Annotated in this window: 23 protein-coding genes and 1 tRNA gene; 1 reads left to right on the top strand and 23 read right to left on the bottom strand. The window is 66.9% G+C overall.

From position 1 onward, the window contains the following. Positions 1-160 precede the first annotated feature (160 nt). The 7 genes from sucC to petA all read right to left on the bottom strand — a co-directional run bounded on the left by sucC (position 161) and on the right by petA (position 5,528). A complete protein-coding gene (sucC, locus tag ACTFO6_RS09850) occupies positions 161-1,327 on the bottom strand; it encodes an ADP-forming succinate--CoA ligase subunit beta (protein WP_439934282.1) in 1,167 nt (388 codons plus the stop codon). A 251-nt stretch (positions 1,328-1,578) separates the two neighbouring features. Next, positions 1,579-1,650: transfer RNA gene (locus tag ACTFO6_RS09845), tRNA-Thr, on the bottom strand. 80 nt (positions 1,651-1,730) lie between these two features. Beyond that, positions 1,731-2,144 carry a ClpXP protease specificity-enhancing factor gene (locus ACTFO6_RS09840; RefSeq protein WP_439934281.1) on the bottom strand — a complete coding sequence of 138 codons (414 nt, stop codon included), beginning with the start codon at positions 2,142-2,144 and terminating at the stop codon, positions 1,731-1,733. A 22-nt stretch (positions 2,145-2,166) separates the two neighbouring features. Beyond that, positions 2,167-2,766, bottom strand: a complete 600-nt coding sequence (locus ACTFO6_RS09835; RefSeq protein WP_439934280.1) for a glutathione S-transferase N-terminal domain-containing protein — start codon at positions 2,764-2,766, stop codon at positions 2,167-2,169. Positions 2,767-2,814: 48 nt separating this feature from the next. After that, positions 2,815-3,561 carry a cytochrome c1 gene (locus ACTFO6_RS09830; RefSeq protein WP_439934279.1) on the bottom strand — a complete coding sequence of 249 codons (747 nt, stop codon included), beginning with the start codon at positions 3,559-3,561 and terminating at the stop codon, positions 2,815-2,817. Continuing rightward, on the bottom strand, positions 3,558-4,925 hold the full coding sequence (locus ACTFO6_RS09825; protein WP_439934278.1) for a cytochrome b: 1,368 nt from the start codon (positions 4,923-4,925) through the stop codon (positions 3,558-3,560). Before ACTFO6_RS09825 ends, ACTFO6_RS09830 begins: the two co-directional genes overlap by 4 nt. Positions 4,926-4,928: 3 nt before the next feature. Continuing rightward, positions 4,929-5,528 carry a ubiquinol-cytochrome c reductase iron-sulfur subunit gene (gene petA, locus ACTFO6_RS09820; protein ID WP_439934277.1) on the bottom strand — a complete coding sequence of 200 codons (600 nt, stop codon included), beginning with the start codon at positions 5,526-5,528 and terminating at the stop codon, positions 4,929-4,931. Positions 5,529-5,919: 391 nt separating this feature from the next. Here petA and ACTFO6_RS09815 point away from each other — a divergent pair, with 391 nt between their 5' ends. Then, a complete protein-coding gene (locus tag ACTFO6_RS09815; protein ID WP_439934276.1) occupies positions 5,920-7,077 on the top strand; it encodes a Do family serine endopeptidase in 1,158 nt (385 codons plus the stop codon). 36 nt (positions 7,078-7,113) lie between these two features. Here ACTFO6_RS09815 and tatC read toward each other — a convergent pair whose 3' ends face one another. The 16 genes from tatC to ACTFO6_RS09735 all read right to left on the bottom strand — a co-directional run bounded on the left by tatC (position 7,114) and on the right by ACTFO6_RS09735 (position 18,726). After that, positions 7,114-7,902, bottom strand: a complete 789-nt coding sequence (gene tatC, locus ACTFO6_RS09810) for a twin-arginine translocase subunit TatC (protein ID WP_439934275.1) — start codon at positions 7,900-7,902, stop codon at positions 7,114-7,116. A gap of 12 nt (positions 7,903-7,914) precedes the next feature. Further along, entirely contained in the window at positions 7,915-8,304 is a 390-nt protein-coding gene (gene tatB / locus ACTFO6_RS09805) for a Sec-independent protein translocase protein TatB (RefSeq protein WP_439934274.1), read from the bottom strand. Positions 8,305-8,435: 131 nt separating this feature from the next. Then, positions 8,436-8,660 carry a Sec-independent protein translocase subunit TatA gene (gene tatA, locus ACTFO6_RS09800; protein ID WP_439934273.1) on the bottom strand — a complete coding sequence of 75 codons (225 nt, stop codon included), beginning with the start codon at positions 8,658-8,660 and terminating at the stop codon, positions 8,436-8,438. 15 nt (positions 8,661-8,675) lie between these two features. Continuing rightward, on the bottom strand, positions 8,676-9,035 hold the full coding sequence (locus tag ACTFO6_RS09795) for a histidine triad nucleotide-binding protein (RefSeq protein ID WP_439934272.1): 360 nt from the start codon (positions 9,033-9,035) through the stop codon (positions 8,676-8,678). Positions 9,036-9,077: 42 nt separating this feature from the next. Then, a complete protein-coding gene (locus ACTFO6_RS09790; RefSeq protein WP_439934271.1) occupies positions 9,078-9,404 on the bottom strand; it encodes a phosphoribosyl-ATP diphosphatase in 327 nt (108 codons plus the stop codon). Continuing rightward, the gene (gene hisI / locus ACTFO6_RS09785) at positions 9,401-9,808 is read right to left on the bottom strand and encodes a phosphoribosyl-AMP cyclohydrolase (protein WP_439934270.1); all 408 of its coding nucleotides are present in this window, start codon (positions 9,806-9,808) and stop codon (positions 9,401-9,403) included. The genes ACTFO6_RS09790 and hisI overlap by 4 nt, the downstream gene beginning before the upstream one ends. Before the next feature lie 13 nt (positions 9,809-9,821). After that, positions 9,822-10,586 (bottom strand): imidazole glycerol phosphate synthase subunit HisF, encoded by a 765-nt coding sequence (hisF, locus tag ACTFO6_RS09780; protein ID WP_439934269.1) that lies wholly within the window; start codon positions 10,584-10,586, stop codon positions 9,822-9,824. Further along, positions 10,587-11,333: a 1-(5-phosphoribosyl)-5-[(5-phosphoribosylamino)methylideneamino]imidazole-4-carboxamide isomerase gene (gene hisA / locus ACTFO6_RS09775; RefSeq protein WP_439934268.1), complete on the bottom strand. Its 747-nt coding sequence runs from the start codon at positions 11,331-11,333 to the stop codon at positions 10,587-10,589. It abuts the gene before it with no gap. A 56-nt stretch (positions 11,334-11,389) separates the two neighbouring features. Then, positions 11,390-12,088 (bottom strand): imidazole glycerol phosphate synthase subunit HisH, encoded by a 699-nt coding sequence (gene hisH, locus ACTFO6_RS09770; RefSeq protein WP_439934267.1) that lies wholly within the window; start codon positions 12,086-12,088, stop codon positions 11,390-11,392. Then, the gene (gene hisB, locus ACTFO6_RS09765) at positions 12,085-12,672 is read right to left on the bottom strand and encodes an imidazoleglycerol-phosphate dehydratase HisB (protein ID WP_439934266.1); all 588 of its coding nucleotides are present in this window, start codon (positions 12,670-12,672) and stop codon (positions 12,085-12,087) included. Before hisB ends, hisH begins: the two co-directional genes overlap by 4 nt. A 52-nt stretch (positions 12,673-12,724) precedes the next feature. Beyond that, the gene (gene hisC / locus ACTFO6_RS09760; RefSeq protein ID WP_439934265.1) at positions 12,725-13,861 is read right to left on the bottom strand and encodes a histidinol-phosphate transaminase; all 1,137 of its coding nucleotides are present in this window, start codon (positions 13,859-13,861) and stop codon (positions 12,725-12,727) included. 5 nt (positions 13,862-13,866) lie between these two features. Continuing rightward, on the bottom strand, positions 13,867-15,171 hold the full coding sequence (gene hisD / locus ACTFO6_RS09755; protein ID WP_439934264.1) for a histidinol dehydrogenase: 1,305 nt from the start codon (positions 15,169-15,171) through the stop codon (positions 13,867-13,869). After that, on the bottom strand, positions 15,164-15,832 hold the full coding sequence (hisG, locus tag ACTFO6_RS09750) for an ATP phosphoribosyltransferase (protein ID WP_439934263.1): 669 nt from the start codon (positions 15,830-15,832) through the stop codon (positions 15,164-15,166). The genes hisD and hisG overlap by 8 nt, the downstream gene beginning before the upstream one ends. Before the next feature lie 87 nt (positions 15,833-15,919). Beyond that, positions 15,920-16,438, bottom strand: a complete 519-nt coding sequence (locus ACTFO6_RS09745; RefSeq protein WP_439934262.1) for a CoA-binding protein — start codon at positions 16,436-16,438, stop codon at positions 15,920-15,922. Beyond that, positions 16,432-17,547 (bottom strand): aminopeptidase, encoded by a 1,116-nt coding sequence (locus ACTFO6_RS09740; protein ID WP_439934261.1) that lies wholly within the window; start codon positions 17,545-17,547, stop codon positions 16,432-16,434. The genes ACTFO6_RS09745 and ACTFO6_RS09740 overlap by 7 nt, the downstream gene beginning before the upstream one ends. Before the next feature lie 9 nt (positions 17,548-17,556). Next, complete coding sequence (locus ACTFO6_RS09735) at positions 17,557-18,726, bottom strand: pyridoxal phosphate-dependent aminotransferase (protein ID WP_439934260.1); 1,170 nt, start codon at positions 18,724-18,726, stop codon at positions 17,557-17,559. Positions 18,727-18,788: the final 62 nt, after the last annotated feature.

Here is an 18,788-nt window from a genome sequence, read left to right as displayed (position 1 = left end):
GTCGGCCGCTCGACTCCGTCTCGCTTAACGCTCGCTACGCTCACGTTAGCCTCCCCCAAGTCTCAAGCGCGGCCAGCAGCCGCTTTCCCTCTTTTGGTGTCGGCCGCTCGACTCCGTCTCGCTTAACGCTCGCTACGCTCACGTTAGCCTCCCCCAAGTCTCAGGCGCGGCCAGCAGCCGCGACGACTTTCTGGGCGGCTTCGGCCATGTTGTCGGCGGAAATGATGGGCAGGCCCGATTCGGCCAGGATCCGCTTGCCGATATCCTCGTTGGTGCCCTTCATGCGCACCACCAACGGCACACTCAGATGGACCTGCTTGGCCGCTGCCACTACCCCTTCGGCGATCACGTCGCAGCGCATGATGCCGCCGAAGATATTGACCAAGATCGCCTTGATCTTGGGATTCTTCAGCATGATCTTGAAGGCCTCGGTCACTTTTTCGGTAGTAGCGCCGCCGCCCACGTCCAGGAAGTTGGCCGGCTCGCCGCCGAAGAGCTTGATGGTGTCCATGGTGGCCATGGCGAGGCCCGCGCCGTTGACCAGGCAGCCGATGTTGCCGTCCAGGGAAATGTAGGACAGGTCGTACTTGGACGCCTCGATCTCCAGGGGATCTTCCTCGTCCAGGTCCCGCATCTCCACGATTTCCGGGTGACGGAAGAGCGCGTTGTCGTCGAAGTTCATCTTGGCGTCCAGCGCCAGCACGCTTCCGTCCTCAGTGAGAATCAGCGGATTGATCTCGGCCAGGGAGGCGTCGCACTCCCAGAAGGCCCGGTACAGGCCCTGCAGCACGGCCCGGGCCTTGGAGATGGAGCCTTCCGGGATGCCGATCTTGCGCGCCACCTCGTCCGCCTCTTCGGCTTTCAGCCCGGTTTCGGGATCGATGAACACCTTGTGGATTTTTTCCGGGGTCTTGGCCGCCACCTCCTCGATGTCCATGCCCCCTTCGGAGCTGGCCATCAGGCAGACCCGCTGGGTCACCCGGTCCACCACCATGCCTACGTAGAGCTCTTTGCGGATGTCGGCGCCCTCTTCGATCAAGAGCCGCTTGACGATGCGCCCCTCGGGACCGGTCTGGTGGGTGACCAGCCGCATGCCCAGGATTTCCGAGGCCCGCGCCCGGACCTCGTCAAGGGATTTGGCTAGCTTGACGCCGCCCCCTTTGCCCCGACCGCCCGCGTGGATCTGGGCCTTGACCACCCAGACGGGTCCGCCCAGCTTCTTTGCCGCCTCCAGCGCCTCGTCGACGCTGAAGCAGGGAAAACCGCGGGGCGTCGCGACCCCGTACTTCCTCAGGATTTCCTTGGCCTGATACTCGTGGATTTTCATTTTCTCTTGCCTGCTCCAGGATGGTGGAAACGGACGCCGGCACCACGGCCGGACGAAATTGCTTATTAATCTATGGCATGAGCCCGCCTCGCGCTATTGACCGGGGTCAATATTCGAAGAACTGGCGCCCCCACGGCGCTCGTCCGGAGAAGAGTCTTCGGGCCAGCTCGGGCCGTGACCGTCACGGGCGAAGCGCCCGGGGCGGGCGGGAAGATGCATTTCGCGCCGGCTCGACGGGATCGCTGGCAGGGTGCCGACAGTAGGATTTGAACCCACGACCTACCGCTTACAAGGCGGTTGCTCTACCCCTGAGCTATGTCGGCCCGCGAGGAAATTATAGATCACGGGCTTGTACTGGCCGGCCACCCTTTACCCAACCGCTCCCAGGCGGCCGCCGTTACGACTACTTGACGACCTGCAGCCGCGGCCGCCCGCTGTTTCCCCCCGAGGGCGGGGACTTGTCGTCCGGGCCCGCGTCCGCTCCGCCCGTACCCGCCGAGGTCTGCTCCGGCCTGGAAAACATGAGGCCCTGACCGTTCTCTTTGGCGAAGATGGCCGCCACCGCGTCGATGGGGATGGACAGCTCCCGCGACACGCCGCCGAAGCGGGCGGAGAACTGGATCAGGTCGTTGCCAATGGTGAGGTTGCGGGTGGCGTCGGGGCTGATGTTGAGCACGATCTGCCCGTCGCGAACGTACTCCATGGGAACGCGGGTGTTGGCGTCGACCGTCACCGAGAGGTAGGGGGTGGCGCCGCTGTCGACGCACCACTCGTAGATGGCGCGAATCAAATAGGGCTTGGTGGAGAGCTCGCGCATGGCCGCAGGATCGTCCAAATTTTCATTTTCGCATGACTTTCTCCGACGGGGTAAGGGCGTCGATGAACGCCGGCCGGGAGAAGATCCGTTCCGCGTACTTCATGAGCGGCGCCGCCTGTTTCGGCAACTGGATGCCGTAATGGTCGAGCCGCCACAAGAGCGGCGCGATCGCCACGTCCAGCATGGTGTACTCATCGCCCAGCATGTACTTCTGACGGGTAAATACCGGGGCGATCTGGATCAGGCTCTCGCGGATAAGCTGGCGGCCCTTTTCCGCCGCCTTCTGGCTGCCCTTTTCGATCGATTGCACGTGGGAGAACAGCTCCTGCTCGAAGCGGAACAGGAACAGCCGCGCCCGCGCCCGCATCACCGGGTCTGCCGGCATGAGCTGGGGGTGCGGGAAGCGGTCGTCGATGTATTCGTTGATGATGTTGGATTCGTACAGGATCAGGTCCCGGTCCACCAGCACCGGCACCTGGTTGTACGGGTTCATGACCGCCAGATCCTCGGGCTTGTTGTAGAGATCGACGTCGATGATCTCGAAGTCCATCCCCTTTTCGTACAGAACGATCCGGCAACGGTGACTGAACGGGCAGGTGGTGCCTGAATAGAGCCTCATCATGGCAGCGTTTCCACGTTATTGTCGGATGAGCGGCGACGCTAGGCCGGCTCAGTGCACGTCCTTCCAGAACTCCTTCTTGAGGAGATAAGTCAGGACGAACAGCACCGCGAGGAACAGCAGCACCACGATCCCGATCTGGATCCGCTTGAGCCGGGCGGGCTCCCCCATGTAGACGAGGTAATTCACCAGGTCCGCCACCGCCGCGTCGTACTCGGTCTTGGAGAGCTTTCCAGGCTCCGCCAGGACGAGCCGCTTGACCACGCGCTTCTCGCCGTGGGACTCCACCTCTTCCTCCTTGAGCACCTGCACGCCCTGCAGCTCCCACAGCGCGTGGGGCATGCCCACCTGGGGGAAGGCCAGGTTATTCCAGCCGAGGGCGCGGGAGTCGTCCCGGTAGAAGGTGCGAAGATAGGTGTACAGCCAGTCCGGTCCCCGCGAGCGGGCGATGACTGTGAGGTCGGGAGGGGCGGCGCCGAACCATTGTTTGGCATCGTCCACGTTCATGGCCACGGTCATGGTGGAGCCCACTTTGGCACCGGTGAAGATCAGGTATTTCTCGATCTCCTCTTGGGACAGGCCCAGGTCAGTGAGCCGGTTGTAGCGCATGTAAGCGGCACTGTGGCAGTTCAGGCAGTAGTTCACGAAAAGCCGCGCGCCCCTCTGCAGGGACAGCCCGTCCTCCAGATCGATGGGCGCCTTGTCCAGCTTGACTTCGGCGCCGGCACTCCAGGCCGCCGCCGGCGCGAGCAGCAAGGCCAACAAGGCGCTTATGAAAAAGTTGTTGATCTTCATCACCCCGTCACCCTTTCCGGTTCAGGTTTGGTCTTGTCCACGCTCGAGTACCACGGCATGAGCGCGAAGAAAGCGAAATAAATCACGGCGCATACCTGGGCGAGGAGAGTACGTCCCGGTGTCGGCGGGAGCACGCCCAGGTAGCCCAGGATCAGGAAGCTCACCGCGAACAGCGCCAGCGCCAGCTTGAAGATCGGGCCCTTGTAGCGGATCGACTTGACCGGACTCTTGTCGAGCCACGGCAGCAGGGCGAAGATCAGCACCGACACGCCCATCAGGACCACGCCCCAGAACTTGGGATCCAGGGTCGCGTAGCCAAGGAGCAGAATCGCGGCGATGGCCACCGCGGCGGTCTTGCGCGCCGCGCTTCCCCGGGAGAAGACGACGAGGGCGGCGATTACGACAGTGAACGCCCCCACCACCCACATGAAGTCCGAGGTGGTCGCCCGCAGGATCGAGTAGTAAGGGGTGAAATACCACACCGGGGCGATGTGCTCAGGGGTCTTGAGCGGATCGGCAGGGATGAAATTGTTGTGCTCGAGGAAATACCCCCCCATCTCCGGGGCAAAGAAGACCACCGCCGAGAATGCCATCAGGAACACCACTACCCCCACGATGTCCTTGACCGTGTAATAGGGGTGAAACGGAATGCCGTCCAGGGGCTTGCCGTCCGGTCCCTTTTTCTTTTTGATCTCGATCCCGTCGGGATTGTTGGATCCAACATGCTCGTCGTGCAGCGCCACGATGTGCACGAACACGAGCCCCACCAGCGCGAGCGGCAAGGCGATCACGTGGAAGGCGAAAAAGCGGTTCAACGTCGCGTCCGACACCGCGTAGTCGCCGCGGATCCACACCGCCAGGTCCGGTCCAACCAGCGGAATGGCGGAGAACAGGTTCACGATCACCTGGGCTCCCCAGTAGGACATCTGCCCCCAGGGCAGCAGGTAGCCGAAGAACGCCTCCGCCATGAGGGCCAGGTAAATGCCCATGCCGATCAGCCACACCAGCTCCCGCGGCTTGCGGTAGGAGCCGTACATCAGGCCGCGGAACATGTGCAGATAGACGACAATGAAAAAGGCCGAGGCGCCGGTGGAATGCAGGTAGCGGATGAGCCAGCCCCAGTTCACGTCGCGCATGATGTACTCGACCGAACCGAACGCCTGGGCGGCGTCGGGCTTGTAGTGCATGGTGAGGAAGATGCCGGTGACGATCTGGATCACCAGCACCAGCAGCGCCAGCGAGCCGAAGTAGTACCAGAAATTGAAGTTTTTCGGTGCGTAATACTCGGAGAGGTGCCGCTTCCAGGTCGCGGTGAGCGGGAACCTTTCGTCGAACCAGCGGATCAACGCCGTCAGCATGCCGTTCATCGCTCAGGCCCCTTTCGTGTCTTCGCCTATCAGGATGCGGGTGTCGGTGAGGTACTTGTGGGGAGGAATGTCCAGGTTCGTGGGCGCAGGGACGTTCTTGTACACGCGCCCGGCCAGGTCGAACTTGGAGCCGTGGCAGGGACAGAAGAAGCCGCCGAGCCAGTCGCGTCCCAGGTCGGCGGGGGCCACGTCGGGCCGGTAAGTGGGCGAGCAACCCAGGTGGGTGCAGATCCCGACCGCTACCAGATATTCCGGCTTGATCGACCGGTGGGGATTCTTGCAGTACTCTGGCTGGATCGAGCGGTCCGAATTCGGGTCCGCCAGCGCCCCCTCCTCGGCCAGCTTGGGCAGCGCGGCTAGCATCTCCTGGGTGCGGTTCAGCACCCAGACCACTTTGCCCCGCCACTCCTGCTGGATCAGCATCCCCGGCTCCAGCTTGTCGATGTCCACCTCCACCGGGGCGCCCGCGGCCCGAGCCCGCTCGCTCGGGTTCATACTGTCGATGAAAGGCCAGAGGGCCGCCACGGTCCCGATGCCTCCCACCACGCTGGTGGCGGCGATCAGGAGCCTCCTGCGACCGGCATCCACCTGTTGATCGCTCATGCCCGCTCCCTGACTGAGTTGATCAGAAAAATTTGTGCATTCTACCGAAAGTGGACGGCAAACTTAAGTCCCGGAGTGCAAAAGGCGCAGAGATTCAAGGGCCTCGGCCCGTTTTGCGGGGGCGGCAAACCGCCCCCCGGCTTTCGCCCTCGCCCGCTGCCGGTCGGAGGCGCCATCGACGGCAACGCGCGCCCCACGCCGGCCTCCTGGCCTTCCCCCTGCCACCCGTTTGGGCAATAATTTCGGTAACGTACGACTTGCCGCAGGTTCGCCTAACGGGTTTCAACATCTTCGGGTTTCGATCCACCTATCCTGAGTCCCGCCCTTGAATCCCCCCGCCTTGCCGGGCGCACTTAGCCTCCGGCGCCGGGCCCGGAGGGGGCGCCTATCCATGCGCAAACTCTGGCTGACTTTCTCTCAAACCGCGACCATCGCCCTGGCGGTGTTTTTCGTTGTGGCGACTTTGCGGCCGGAGCTTCTGCCCTGGACGAAGCCGGCGGAAACCGTCGCCACCGTGCGGGAAGCCGAGGCCCCTGCGCCGGCCGGGGGGTCTCCCGGCCCCTGGACCCTGAGGACGGCGGCGGCGAAGGCCATGCCGTCGGTCGTGAACATTTTCACGTCCAAAGTGGTCACCGCTCCCCGCCATCCCCTGCTGGACGATCCCCTGTTCCGCCGCTTTTTCGGCGACGAGTTCGACGACGAGGCGCGCCAGAGTTCCAGCCTCGGCTCGGGGGTCATCGTCAGTCCCGAGGGCTACGTCCTCACCAATCACCACGTGGTGGAAAAAGCCGACGAGATCGAGGTGGCTCTGGCCGACGGGCGCAGCGCCAAGGCCCGCCTGGTGGGCTCCGACCCGGAGACCGACCTCGCCGTCCTCAAGATCGACCTGGCGCCCCTGCACCCGGCCACTTTCGGGCGCCCCGAGGCTTCCCGGGTAGGGGACGTGGTGCTCGCCATCGGCAACCCCTTCGGCGTGGGACAGACGGTCACTATGGGCATCGTGTCCGCGGTCGGCCGCACCCATCTCGGCATCAATACGTTCGAGAACTTCATTCAGACCGACGCCGCCATCAATCCCGGCAACTCGGGCGGCGCGCTGGTGGACGCCGACGGCAACCTGATCGGGATCAACACGGCCATTTATTCCCAAAACGGCGGCTCCATGGGAATCGGCTTCGCCATTCCCGCCAGCCTGGCCAGGCAGGTGATGGAGCAGATCATCGCCGAAGGCGGCGTGACCCGGGGCTGGATCGGCGTCCAGATCCAGGATCTCACCCCGGAGCTGGCCGAATCCTTCCGCCTCGGCTCGACCCGGGGCGCCCTGGTCACCCAGGTGATGAAGGGCGAGCCGGCGGAGCGGGCGGGGGTGAAGCCCGGCGACGTCCTGGTGGCGGTGGAATCCAAGCCCGTGGCCAACGCCTCCGCCCTGCTCAACCTGGTGGCGGCCCTCAAGCCCGGCCAGAAGGCCCAGCTCACCCTCCTGCGCAACCAGAAGGAGCTGCAGGTGACGGTGCAAGTGGGCAAGCGGCCGCGGCCCGGCGCGTCCTGAAAGAGGGGCGGCCCGCCAGCGGGCGCCCCGGACGGGTCAATTCTCCCCGCGCTCGATGCGGTCCAGCTCCCGCTCCATTTCCTCGTCCGACATGGGGCGGTAGCCCTCCGCGGCGGGGCGGGCGAAGAACCGGGCGAGGAGGATGCCGGCCTCGTAGAGCAGGCACAGGGGCACGGCCAGCATGATCTGGGAGATCACGTCGGGAGGCGTGACGATGGCGGCGATCACGAAGGCGCCGACGATGACATAGGGGCGCGCCTGCTTGAGCTTGTCGATGCTCACCACGCCGAAGCGCACCAGCACGATCACCGCGATCGGCACCTCGAAGGTGATGCCGAAGGCGAGGAACAGGGTCATGACGAAATCCAGGTACTTGCTGATGTCGGTCATCACCGCCACCCCTTCCGGGGCGATGGCGGTGATGAACCCGAACACCACCGGCATCACCAGGAAATAGGCGAACGCCATGCCGGCGGCGAACAGCACGGTGCTGGACACCACCAGGGGCAGGACCAGCCGCTTCTCGTGGCTGTAGAGGCCGGGGGCGACGAAGGCCCAGAGCTGGTACAGGATGTAGGGCAGCGCCACCAGGAAGCCCGTCAGCATCGCCACCTTGACCGGCACGAAGAAGGGCGTCACCACCTCGGTGGCGATCATCTGCCCGCCCTGGGGAAGCTTGGCCAGCAGCGGCTTGGCGAGCAGGGTGTACAAGTCGCGCGCCCAGGGGAACAGGGCAACGAACACCAGCAGCCAGGCGATCAGGGCTTTGAGCAGCCGGTCGCGCAGCTCGACCAGGTGGGAGATGAAGGTTTCCTGCTGGTCCATGGCGCGGCGGGCTCAGCGCTTTTGCTCGTCGGCGGCGGGCCGCTCCCGCGCCTCCCCGTCCCGGGACGGAATGGAAGAGGCCTCGGCCGCGGCGGCGCCCTCGACCGCCGATTTTTCCACCGCCTCCGCCACCGACTGCACCTCCCGTTCGGCCCGGTTCACCTCCTCTTGGATGGAACGCTCGATTTCCCGCGCCGACTCCTCCACCGAAGCGCGCATCTTGCGCAGCTCCTCCAGCTCCATCTCCCGGGCGATGTCGGCCTTCACGTCGTTCACGTAGCGCTGCAAGCGGCCGAGCATGTGCCCCAGCGTGCGCGCCACTTTCGGCAGCCGCTCGGGACCGACGACGATCAGGGTGACGAGGGCGATGACGAGAAGCTCTGAGAAACCGATGTCGAACATTTTGTGCGTGAAACGCTCGGGGCAGACCTAGGATGGGCGGGCGGAGAAAGGTCGGATGAAAAGCCGGGCGTCCCGATCCCCGGCGCCTCGGCCGCCGCCTTTCAGCGTTCACGAGTCGTTTTTCACGGCCTCTACGCCTTGGTTTCGGTCTTTTCCTTGACTTCGCCCTCGATCGTCTGCTTGGAAATCTGGGACTGACCCTCGTCCTTTTCGGCCTCGCCCTCCTTCATCCCTTGCTTGAAGCCCTTGACCGCGGCGCCCAGGTCGGCGCCCATATTGCGCAGCTTCTTGGTGCCGAACACCAGCAGGATGATCAGCAGAACGATGAGCCAGTGCCAGATGCTGAAGGTACCCATGGAGTGACTCCTGTGCTAGGCCGCGCGCGAGCGCACGAGCATGGGCGGCAGGACTTCCTTGTCCCCGATGACGTGCACGTGCAGGTGGAACACCTCCTGCCTGCTGATGCGCCCGGTGTTGATGATCACGCGAAAGCCGTCGTTCAACCCCTGCTCCCGGGCGAGCCGCGGCGCCATCACCAGGATCTTGCCGAGGACGTCACGGTGGGCATCCGTCACGTGCATGAGGGATTCCACGTGCAGCTTGGGGATGATCATGAAATGCACCGCGGCGAGCGGATTGATGTCGTGGAATGCCAGGATATCATTGTCCTCGTAGACCTTGCGGCTGGGGAGCTCCCCCCGCACGATCCTGCAGAACACGCAACTGTCCATTATTTAGCTTTTGATTAGACGCTCAAGAACCAGAAGAGTTTTTCAACGATCGACCCGGCTCGCCTTCTCGTCGATGCCCGAAATGCCCTCGCGCCGCCTCAGCTCCGCCAGGACGTCGTCCGGCCCGAGACCATGATAGGCGAGAAGCACCAGGCTGTGAAACCACAGATCGGCGGTCTCCCGCACCAGGTGGAGCTTGTCCCCCGACTTGGAGGCGAGCACCGTCTCGGTGGCTTCCTCGCTGATTTTTCGAAGAATAGCATCCTCCCCCTGGCTGAACAACCGGGCCACGTAGGAGCTATCCGGACTCGCCTGGCGGCGGGCGGCGATGACTTCCCCCAGGCGCTTGAGCACGTTCGCGTCGATCATGATCCAGCCCCCTTCTCCCCGGCTCCCGGATAGATTTCCCCCGGGTCCTTGAGCACCGGCTCGGTGGTGACCCACCGCCCCTGCTGCAGCTCGCGAAAAAAGCAGCGCTCCCGCCCCGTGTGGCAGGCGATGCCCCCGACCTGCTCCACGATGAGGAGCACCACGTCGCCGTCGCAATCCAGGCGGATCGTTCTCACGCGCTGCACGTGGCCCGACTCCTCCCCCTTGCGCCACAGCCGGCCCCGGGAGCGGGACCAGTACACGGCGTGGCCGGTGCGGGCGGTCTCGTCCAGGGCCTCCCGGTTCATCCATGCCACCATGAGCACCCGGCCGGTGCGGGCATCCTGGGCGATGGCCGGCACCAGCCCCCGTTCGTCCCACGCCACCTCGTCGAGCCAGCTCACTTCTGCCCGCCCCTCACCATCGCACCTCGATGCCGTGGCGCGCCAGGTGTTCCTTGGCCTGGCGCACCGTGTATTCGCCGTAATGGAAGATGCTCGCCGCCAGCACCGCGTCGGCGTGCCCTTGCACGATCCCTTCCACCAGATGGTCCAGGCGGCCCACGCCGCCGCTGGCGATCACCGGGATGTCCACCGCGTCGCAGACCGCCCGGGTAAGGGCCAGGTCGAAGCCGCTCCGGGTGCCGTCCCGGTCCATGCTGGTGAGCAGCAGCTCCCCTGCCCCGAGGGCCTGCATGCGGCGCGCCCACTCCACGGCGTCGAGCCCGGTCGGCCGGCGCCCGCCATGGGTGTAGACCTCCCAGCGCTCGGCGCCGTCGACCCGCTTGGCGTCGATCGCCACCACGATGCACTGGGCGCCGAAGCGGCCGCTTGCCTCGGCCACGAAATCCGGATTCTCCACCGCCGCCGTGTTGATGCTCACCTTGTCCGCGCCGGCGTTGAGCAGGGTGCGCACGTTCTGCACCGTGCGCACGCCGCCCCCCACGGTCAGGGGGATGAACACTTGCTCCGCCACCCGTTCGATGATGCCGACGATGGTGTCCCGCGCCTCGGCGCTGGCGGTGATGTCCAGGAAGGCGAGCTCGTCCGCCCCCTGCTCGTCGTAGCGGCGGGCGATTTCCACCGGATCGCCCGCATCCCGCAGGTTGACGAAGGAGACCCCCTTGACCACCCGGCCCTTGTCCACGTCCAGACAGGGGATGATGCGCTTCGCAAGGCCCATCTACGTTTTGCCGCTCAGCTCGTCCGCGAGCTTTTGCGCCTGGACGAAATCGAGCCGGCCTTCGTAGAGGGCCCGCCCGGTGATGGCGCCGATCACTCCGTCGTCCTCCGCCCGGCACAGGGCTCGGATGTCCTCCAGGCCGGTCACCCCGCCGCTCGCGATCACCGGGATCTTGAGCCGCCGTGCCAGGGACACGGTGGCGTCGATGTTGATCCCCGCGAGCATGCCGTCGCGACCGATGTCCGTGTAGATGATGGCCTCGACCCCGTAGTCCTCGTACTTCCTGGCGAGGTCGAGGGCGTCGTGGCCGGTCATCTTGGACCAGCCGTCCACCGCCACCTTCCCGTCCTTGGCGTCCAGGCCCACCATGATGTGGCCCGGGAAGGCATAGCAGGCGTCGTGCACAAATCCCGGCGTCTTGACCGCCGCGGTGCCGATGATCACCCAGGAAATGCCGTCGTCCAGGTAGCGCTCGATGGTTTCCAGGTCCCGGATGCCGCCGCCGAGTTGCAGGGGCACCTCATCGCCCACCTCCGCCACGATTTCCTTGATTACCGCTGCGTTCCTGGGCCGGCCGGCGACGGCCCCGTTCAGGTCCACCAGGTGCAGCCGGCGGGCCCCTAGTTGCACCCAATGCCGCGCCATCTCCGCCGGACGCTCGGAGAAGACGGTCGCCGTATCCATTACCCCCTGTTTGAGCCGCACGCACTTGCCGTCCTTGATGTCGATCGCCGGAATGATCAGCATGCCCACCCCTGCGTTGAAACCGTTCTACCCTCTCCCCGTCACGCCCGATCGGCCCGCTATGCCCGCACCGCGCCCGTCTCGACCCGGGAGGCCGCGGCGGAGCTCCCGGAGCTTCCGTCCCAGGCGACGAAATTGGCGAGCAGCCGCAGCCCCGCCGCCTGGCTTTTTTCCGGGTGAAACTGCACCGCGAAGACGTTCCCCCGCGCCACGGCGCAGGTGAAGGCGAAGGGATAAAGGCTGTAGGCGGCCACCAAGGCGGGATCGCCCGGCTCCGGGTAATAGCTGTGGACGAAGTAGAACCGGGCGTCTGCCGCGATGCCCCGCCATAGAGGGTGCTCGATCACCGGATAGACCTGGTTCCAGCCCATGTGGGGCACCTTGAGCTTGCGCCCCTCGGCGTCCACCATGGCGTGGGACGGGAAACGCAGCACTTTGCCCGGCAGCACCGACAACCCCGCCACGCTCCCCTCTTCGCTCCATTCGAAGAGCATCTGCAAGCCGATGCAGATGCCCAGGAAGGGCTTCTCCCGCGCCGCCGCCACCACCGCTTCCCGCAGGCCGGTGGCCTCTAGCTCCCGCATGCAATCGGGCATGGCCCCCTGGCCGGGGAAGACCACCCGGTCGGCGGCCTCCACCACCGCGGGATCCCGGGTCGCCTCCACCCGGGCGCCGGGGGCCACGTGCTCCAGGGCCTTGGCCACCGAGCGCAGGTTGCCCATCCCGTAGTCCACGACCGCGATGCGTCCCGCGCTCACAGGGCCCCCTTGGTGGACGGCAGCGCGCCCCCCTGGCGCGGGTCCAGCTCCACCGCCATACGCAGCGCCCGCCCGAAAGCCTTGAACACGGTCTCCGCCTGGTGGTGGGCGTTGCTGCCCGAAAGGTTGTCCACGTGCAGGGTCACCATGGCGTGGTTGACGAAGCCCTGGAAGAACTCGCGCACCAGGTCCACGTCGAACTCGCCCACCCGGGCGCGGGTGAAGGGCACATGGAACCACAGGCCCGGCCGCCCGGAGAGGTCGATGACCACCCGGGAGAGCGCCTCGTCCAGGGGCACGTAGGCGTGGCCGTAGCGGCGCACCCCCCGCTTGTCGCCTAGGGCCTGGGCCAGCGCCTGGCCCAGAGTGATGCCCACGTCCTCCACCGTGTGATGGGCGTCGATATGCAGATCCCCTTCCGCCTTCACCTCCAGATCCAGCAGCCCGTGGCGCGCCACCTGGTCCAGCATGTGGTCGAGGAACGGCACGCCCGTGGCGAGCCGAGCGGCGCCGTTGCCGTCCAGGTGGAGGGCGACGGTGATCCGGGTCTCCTGGGTGTTGCGGGTGACGGTGGCTTGGCGCACGACTACGCTCTCCGGCATCGTGGAAGGGGGCGATAGCGCATCCAGATTCGGGTCAGGGCTTGGACGGCGCGATGGGAGCGAGATCGGGAAGTCCGGGGGAGCGCCCGATGCCGGCCGCCGCGGGGAGGCTCGCGTCCAGGGCCACAAGGAAACGCTCGTTTTCCTCGGGCGTACCCACGGTCACCCGCAGGCAATCGGCGAGCAGCCGGTGGGAACCGCTCAGATCCTTGATCAGCACGCCCTGTCGTTTCAGGCCCTCGAACACTTCGCGCGCCCGGGCGACCCGGAATAGCAGGAAATTGGCCCGGCTCGGATACACGGTAACGCCGGGCCGTTGCCCGAGCGCCCGGGCGAGCCGCTCCCGCTCGCCGCGGATGGCGGCGGCCTGCTGGATCAGCACGTCGGATCGCTGCAGAACGGACTCGGCCACCACCTGGGTCAACACGCCCACATTATAAGGCAGCCGTACCTTTTCCAACTGCTCCAGCCAGGCGGGCGGGCCCATCAGCGCCCCCAGCCGCAGGCCGGCCAAGCCCAGCTTGGACAGGGTGCGCATCACCAGCACGTGCTCGTAGCGCTCCAGGGCGTCCAGCAGGCTTTCTTCGGCGAAGGCGTGGTAAGCCTCGTCGATCACCACCAGCCCGGGGGCCGCCTCGATCAGGCGAAGGAGGGCCGAGCGGTCGAACAGGTTGCCGGTGGGATTGTTGGGATAGGCGATGAAGATAAGGGCGGGCCGGCGCCGCTCCATGGCGACGAGGACTGCCTCCAGGTCCAGGGAAAAGTCCGGCTTGAGGGGCACCCCTTCGTAGGCCATGCCGGCCCAGGTGGCGATCAGGCGAAACATAACGAAGGTGGGCTCCACCGAAAGCAGCACAGCCCCAGGCCGGGCGAGAGCCAGGGCGACGATCTGGATCAGCTCGTCCGAGCCGTTGCCCAGCATGAGCCCGGTGTCCGCCCGCAGCCCGAAGAACGCCCGCAACCGTTCCTTGAGGGCCGGCGCCTGGGGGTCGGGGTAGCGGTTGAGGGCCGTCTCCGCGGCGAGTCGCCCCACCTCCGCCTGCACCTCGGGGGGCAGGCGATAAGGGTTTTCCATGGCATCCAGCTTCACCATGCCCCGGCTCGGAGGCACGGGATAGGCCGAGAGGGCCAGGATCTCGGGGCGGACGAGCTGTTCGGGCTTCAGCGGCATAATTTTTACAGTTGTTCCACCCTCAGCTCCGCCGAGCGGGCGTGGGCCTCTAGCCCTTCGCCCCGGGCCAGGGTGGCGGCAACACGGCCTAGGCGGGCGGCGGCCGCGGCGGAGACGCGGATGACGCTAGTGCGCTTCTGGAAGTCGTAGACCCCCAGGGGCGAGGAAAAGCGGGCCGTGCGGGAGGTGGGAAGCACGTGATTGGGGCCTGCGCAATAGTCTCCCAGGGCCTCGGAGGTGTACCTGCCGAGGAAGACGGCACCGGCGTGGCGAATTTTCGGCAGCCAGCGGTCGGGATCTTCCACCGACAGCTCCAGGTGCTCGGGGGCGATGCGGTTGGCCACCGCGCACGCCTCTTCCAGGTCGCGCACGGCGACGAGGGCGCCGCGGCCTTCCAGGGCCGCCCGGATCACCTCCCGGCGCTCCATCCGGGGGAGAAGCCTCTCGATGCTGGCTGCCACCGCCTCCAGGTAGGCGGCATCGGGGGACACCAGGATGGCTTGGGCCAGCTCGTCGTGCTCGGCCTGGGAGAAGAGGTCCATGGCAATCCAGTCGGGGGCGGTGGATCCGTCGCAGATCACCAGGATCTCGGAGGGACCGGCCACCATGTCGATCCCCACCACCCCGAAGACCCGGCGCTTGGCCGCCGCCACGTAAGCGTTGCCGGGTCCCACGATCTTGTCCACCTGGGGAACCGTCCCGGTGCCGTAGGCGAGGGCCGCCACCGCCTGGGCGCCGCCAATGGTGAACACCCGGTTCACCCTGGCGAGGGCCGCCGCCGCCAGCACCAGCTCGCTCAGCTCTCCCCGGGGCGCCGGCACCGTCATGATCAGCTCGGGCACCCCCGCCACGGCGGCGGGAATGGCGTTCATGAGCACCGAGGAGGGGTACGCCGCCTTGCCGCCGGGCACGTAGAGCCCCACCCGGTCCAGAGGCGTCACCTGCTGCCCGAGCAAAACCCCTTCTTCATCCGTGTAGGACCAGGAGGCTTGCTTCTGCTTCTCGTGATAGGCTCGGATGCGCACCGCGGCCTGATCCAGGGCGTCCCGCTGGGCGGCGGGGAGCCGCGCGAGGGCCTGCCGCAACCGCTCCGCCGGCAGCTCCAGCTCGGCCATCGACCGGGCGTCGAGGCCGTCGAAGCGGCGGGTGTATTCCAGCACCGCCGCGTCCCCTCGGCGCCGCACCTCCGCCAGGATTTCCGCCACGGCGGCGTCCACCCGGGGATCCTGGGCGGACTCGAACGCCAGCAGCTCGGCGAGCCTCGCGTCGAAATCGGCCTGGGCCGTGGACAGGCGCCGTAGCCTAACCATGGGCCAGCTCCCGCCCCTGCCCCGCGCAGGCCTTGGACAGGGCCCGGATCAGGGGCTGGATCTCGGCGCGGCGCAGCTTCAACGCGGCCTGGTTCACGATCAGGCGGGAGGACACCGTCATCACCTCCTCCACCGCCACCAGGCGGTTGGCCTTGAGGGTGTTGCCCGTGCTCACCAGGTCCACGATGGCGTCGGCGAGCCCGGTCAAGGGGGCGAGCTCCATGGAGCCGTAGAGCTTGATCAGGTCCACGTGCACGCCCTTGGCCGCGAAGTGCTCCCTGGCCGCCGTCACGTACTTGGTGGCCACCCGCAAGCGGGCGCCGCGGTACACGGCGGCGGCGTAGTCGAACCCGGCCGGCACCGCCACCATCATGCGGCAAGCGCCGATGCCCAGATCCAGGGGCTGGTAGAGGCCCGCTCCCCCGTGCTCCACCAGCACGTCCCGGCCCGCGATCCCCAGGTCCGCGGCCCCGTGCTCCACGTAGGTGGGCACGTCGGCCGCCCGCACGATCACCAGCCGCAGGTCCTCCCGGGAAGTGGTGAGGATCAGCTTGCGGGACCGGGCGGGGTCGTCCCGGGGAACGATGCCCACGGCGGCGAGGAGCGGCAGGGCTTCCTCCAGAATGCGGCCCTTGGACAGGGCGATGGTGATTCCGCTCACGTCGGGAAAATCGAAGATTTCCGTTATCTTACCCCAGAGGGCGCGGGAGCGCCGGAGCGCGGCCGCCCTTGCCAGGGCCGGACAGGCTCAATAGGGCAGCCACCGGGGCCGCTTGGCGGAGATGACCCGGGTGTTGACCCCCACCCAGTTGAGGCCCCCGAACAGGCGCGCGTGCTCGATCTTCACGCACCGGTCCATCACCACCTCCAGCCCAGCGGCCAGGGCCTTCTCCGCTGCCTCAAAGTGGATGACGCCGATCTGCATCCACAGCACCTTGGCGCCGATGACGATGGCCTGATCGGCGATGGGAGGAATGTCGGCGCTCTTACGGAAACAGTCCACGATGTCCACCTTCTCCGGGATGTCCAGCAGGCTGGGGTAGCACTTCTGTCCCAGCACCTCCCCGTAGGAGGGGTTGACCGGGATCACCCGGTAGCCGTGGTCCAGCATGTATTTCGCCGCGAAATAACTCGGCCGGTACCAGTGGGCGGAGATGCCCACCACGGCGATCACCCGGTTCTCCTTGAGGATGCGCCGCAGGGCGGGGATGTCGGGTTCCTGGTACATGGGGGCGGAGGCATTGGCGGCTGCGGCCGATTTTACCATTCCGCCCTCTGCATCCTGGCATCTTGGGGCGGCGACCGCCCGGGCTCGGTCCCGCCGGCGCGGGCGGCCAGGGCTTCCAGGGCCGCCAGGCGCGCTGCCTTGTCCTGACGGGCCAGGGCCCTCACCGCGGCGTAGAAGCGCGGAAGATCGCCTCCTTCCCGGGCAAGGAGCGCTTCGAAAGCCGGCATGAGCTGGGTATAGGCCGCCACCGACGCCAGGTAGGCGTTGTTAAGCTCTCCGTCGAACCAGGAGTCATAGCCGGAAAAGCCGCCCCAGCGTTCCCTGAGCTGCCGGTAATCCTTCGCAAGGGCGCCGAGGAGCTCGCCCTTCCGCGCCCGCTTCTCCTCCCGGGGAAGATCGGCGCCGTAGACCTCCTCCAGCCGATCCCGGTACTCCAGCACCAGCCGGACGAAATCCTCTCGGCGCCCCCGGGCCGCGGCCTCGACGGCGCGCATGGCCTCGGTGCCCTGGGCCTCAAGCCAGCGGCGCACCCCCTCCCGCTCCACCGCCGTGGCGAAGGACTCGTTGAACACGGAATCGTCCCGAACGTACACCACCTGGTGGGCGAGCTCGTGGAAGATCAAGCGCGCGATCTCGGTTTCGGGATAGCGGAGGATGGTGGAGAGCACCGGATCGTCGAACCAGCCCAGGGTGGAATAGGCCGGCACGCCCCGCACCAGCACGTCGTAGCCCCGGGCCTTGAGCCCCGCGGCGAAAGCCTCCGCCTCCTTCCGGGCATAGTAGCCCCGGTAGCCCACGCAGCCCGCCACCGGAAAGCACCATTCCTTGAGCCGGGTGGAGAATTCCGGGGTGGCGAACACGTTCCACACCACGTAGGGCCGGTCCAGGGCGGCGTAGCGGCGGTAGCTCCCGTTGTCCGGCAACCCCAGCGCCCGGCTGGCGAACTCCCGGATCGCCAGCACTTGTTCGAGCCGATGCTTCACGGGATCGGGGGTGGCGGGATCGGCCAGCACCTGGGGAATCGGCTGGGCGCGGCGCATCACCTCCAGGTGCCCGCTCACCGACTGGGCGTAATAGCCCACGTTGGAGCAGCCGGCGAAGAGGAGCGCGGGAAGGACCCAGGCGATGCGACCTGCCGAGGAAACCATGATCCGATCTTAGCCCAGAAACCGGCGCAGACGCTCGATGCCCTCTTCCAGGCGCTCGAGGGAGTTGGTGTAGGCGAAGCGCACGTGTTCCCGGGCGCGGTGTTCGCCGAAGTCGACGCCCGGCGTCACCGCCACGCCTGCCCGCTCCAGCAGGTCGAAGCAGAAACGGAAGCTGTCGCTGGTCAAGCGCCCGCAGCCGGCGTACACGTAGAACGCGCCCTGGGGCACGAGGGGGATATCGAAGCCCAGGGACCGCAGGGCCGGCACCAGGAAGTCCCGCCGCCCCTCGAACTCGCGCCGGCGCGCTTCCAGGATTTCCGCGCACTCGGGGGTGAAGGCCGCCAGCGCCGCGTGCTGGGACAGGGTGGGCGCGGAGATGAAGAGGTTCTGGGCGAGCTTTTCCGCCTCCCGCCCGTAGCCCTCAGGACACACCAGCCAGCCGAGGCGCCAGCCCGTCATGCCGAAGTACTTGGAGAAGCTGTTGATCACGAACGCTTCAGAGGAGACCGCGAGGGCCGTGCCCGCCTCGTGCCCGTAGGTGAGGCCGTGGTAGATCTCGTCCACGATGAGCCGGGCACCGCGGGGCTCCACCTGGGCCGCGATGGCCTGCAGGGTCTCGGGCGCGATCACCGTCCCGGTCGGGTTGGAGGGGGAGGCGAGCATGACCGCACGGACCGCACCGTTCCAGTGGGCATCGATCAGGGCTGGGGAAAGCTGGTAGGCGGACTCGGGCCCCACAGGCACGCCTACGCTTTCGGCGCCGACGAAGCGCACGAAGTTCCGGTTGCACGGATAGCTCGGGTCGGCCATCAGGACCCGGTCCCCGGGGTCGAGGAGTACGCCCGCCGCGAGCAGCAGGGCGCCGGAGGCTCCAGGCGTCACCAGGACGCGGGACGGCGCCACTTCCACCCCGTAACGGCGCCGGTACCAGCCGGCGATCGCCTCCCGCAGAGCCGGGAGCCCCGCCGCCGGGGTATAGGGCACCGAGCCCCCCTCCAGCACCCGGCGCGCCGCGGCCGCCACCGGCGCGGGCGTGTCGAAATCGGGTTCCCCGATCTCCATGTGGACGATGGAACGCCCCTCGGCTTCCAGCGCCCTGGCCCGGGCGAGGAGCTCCATCACCTGAAATGGCCGAATGGCGCCCATGCGCCGGGCGGCGGGAGGCTCTGGGAGGGGCATGGAAGGACGGGAGCGATCGACTTTCTCGCCTATTGTAGCGAACCGGGCGGCGTCCGCTTACA

The organism is Pelomicrobium sp. G1 (assembly GCF_051905455.1).
Taxonomy (GTDB): Bacteria; Pseudomonadota; Gammaproteobacteria; order Burkholderiales; family UBA6910; genus Pelomicrobium.
This window is presented reverse-complemented; position numbering and strand designations above follow the sequence as displayed.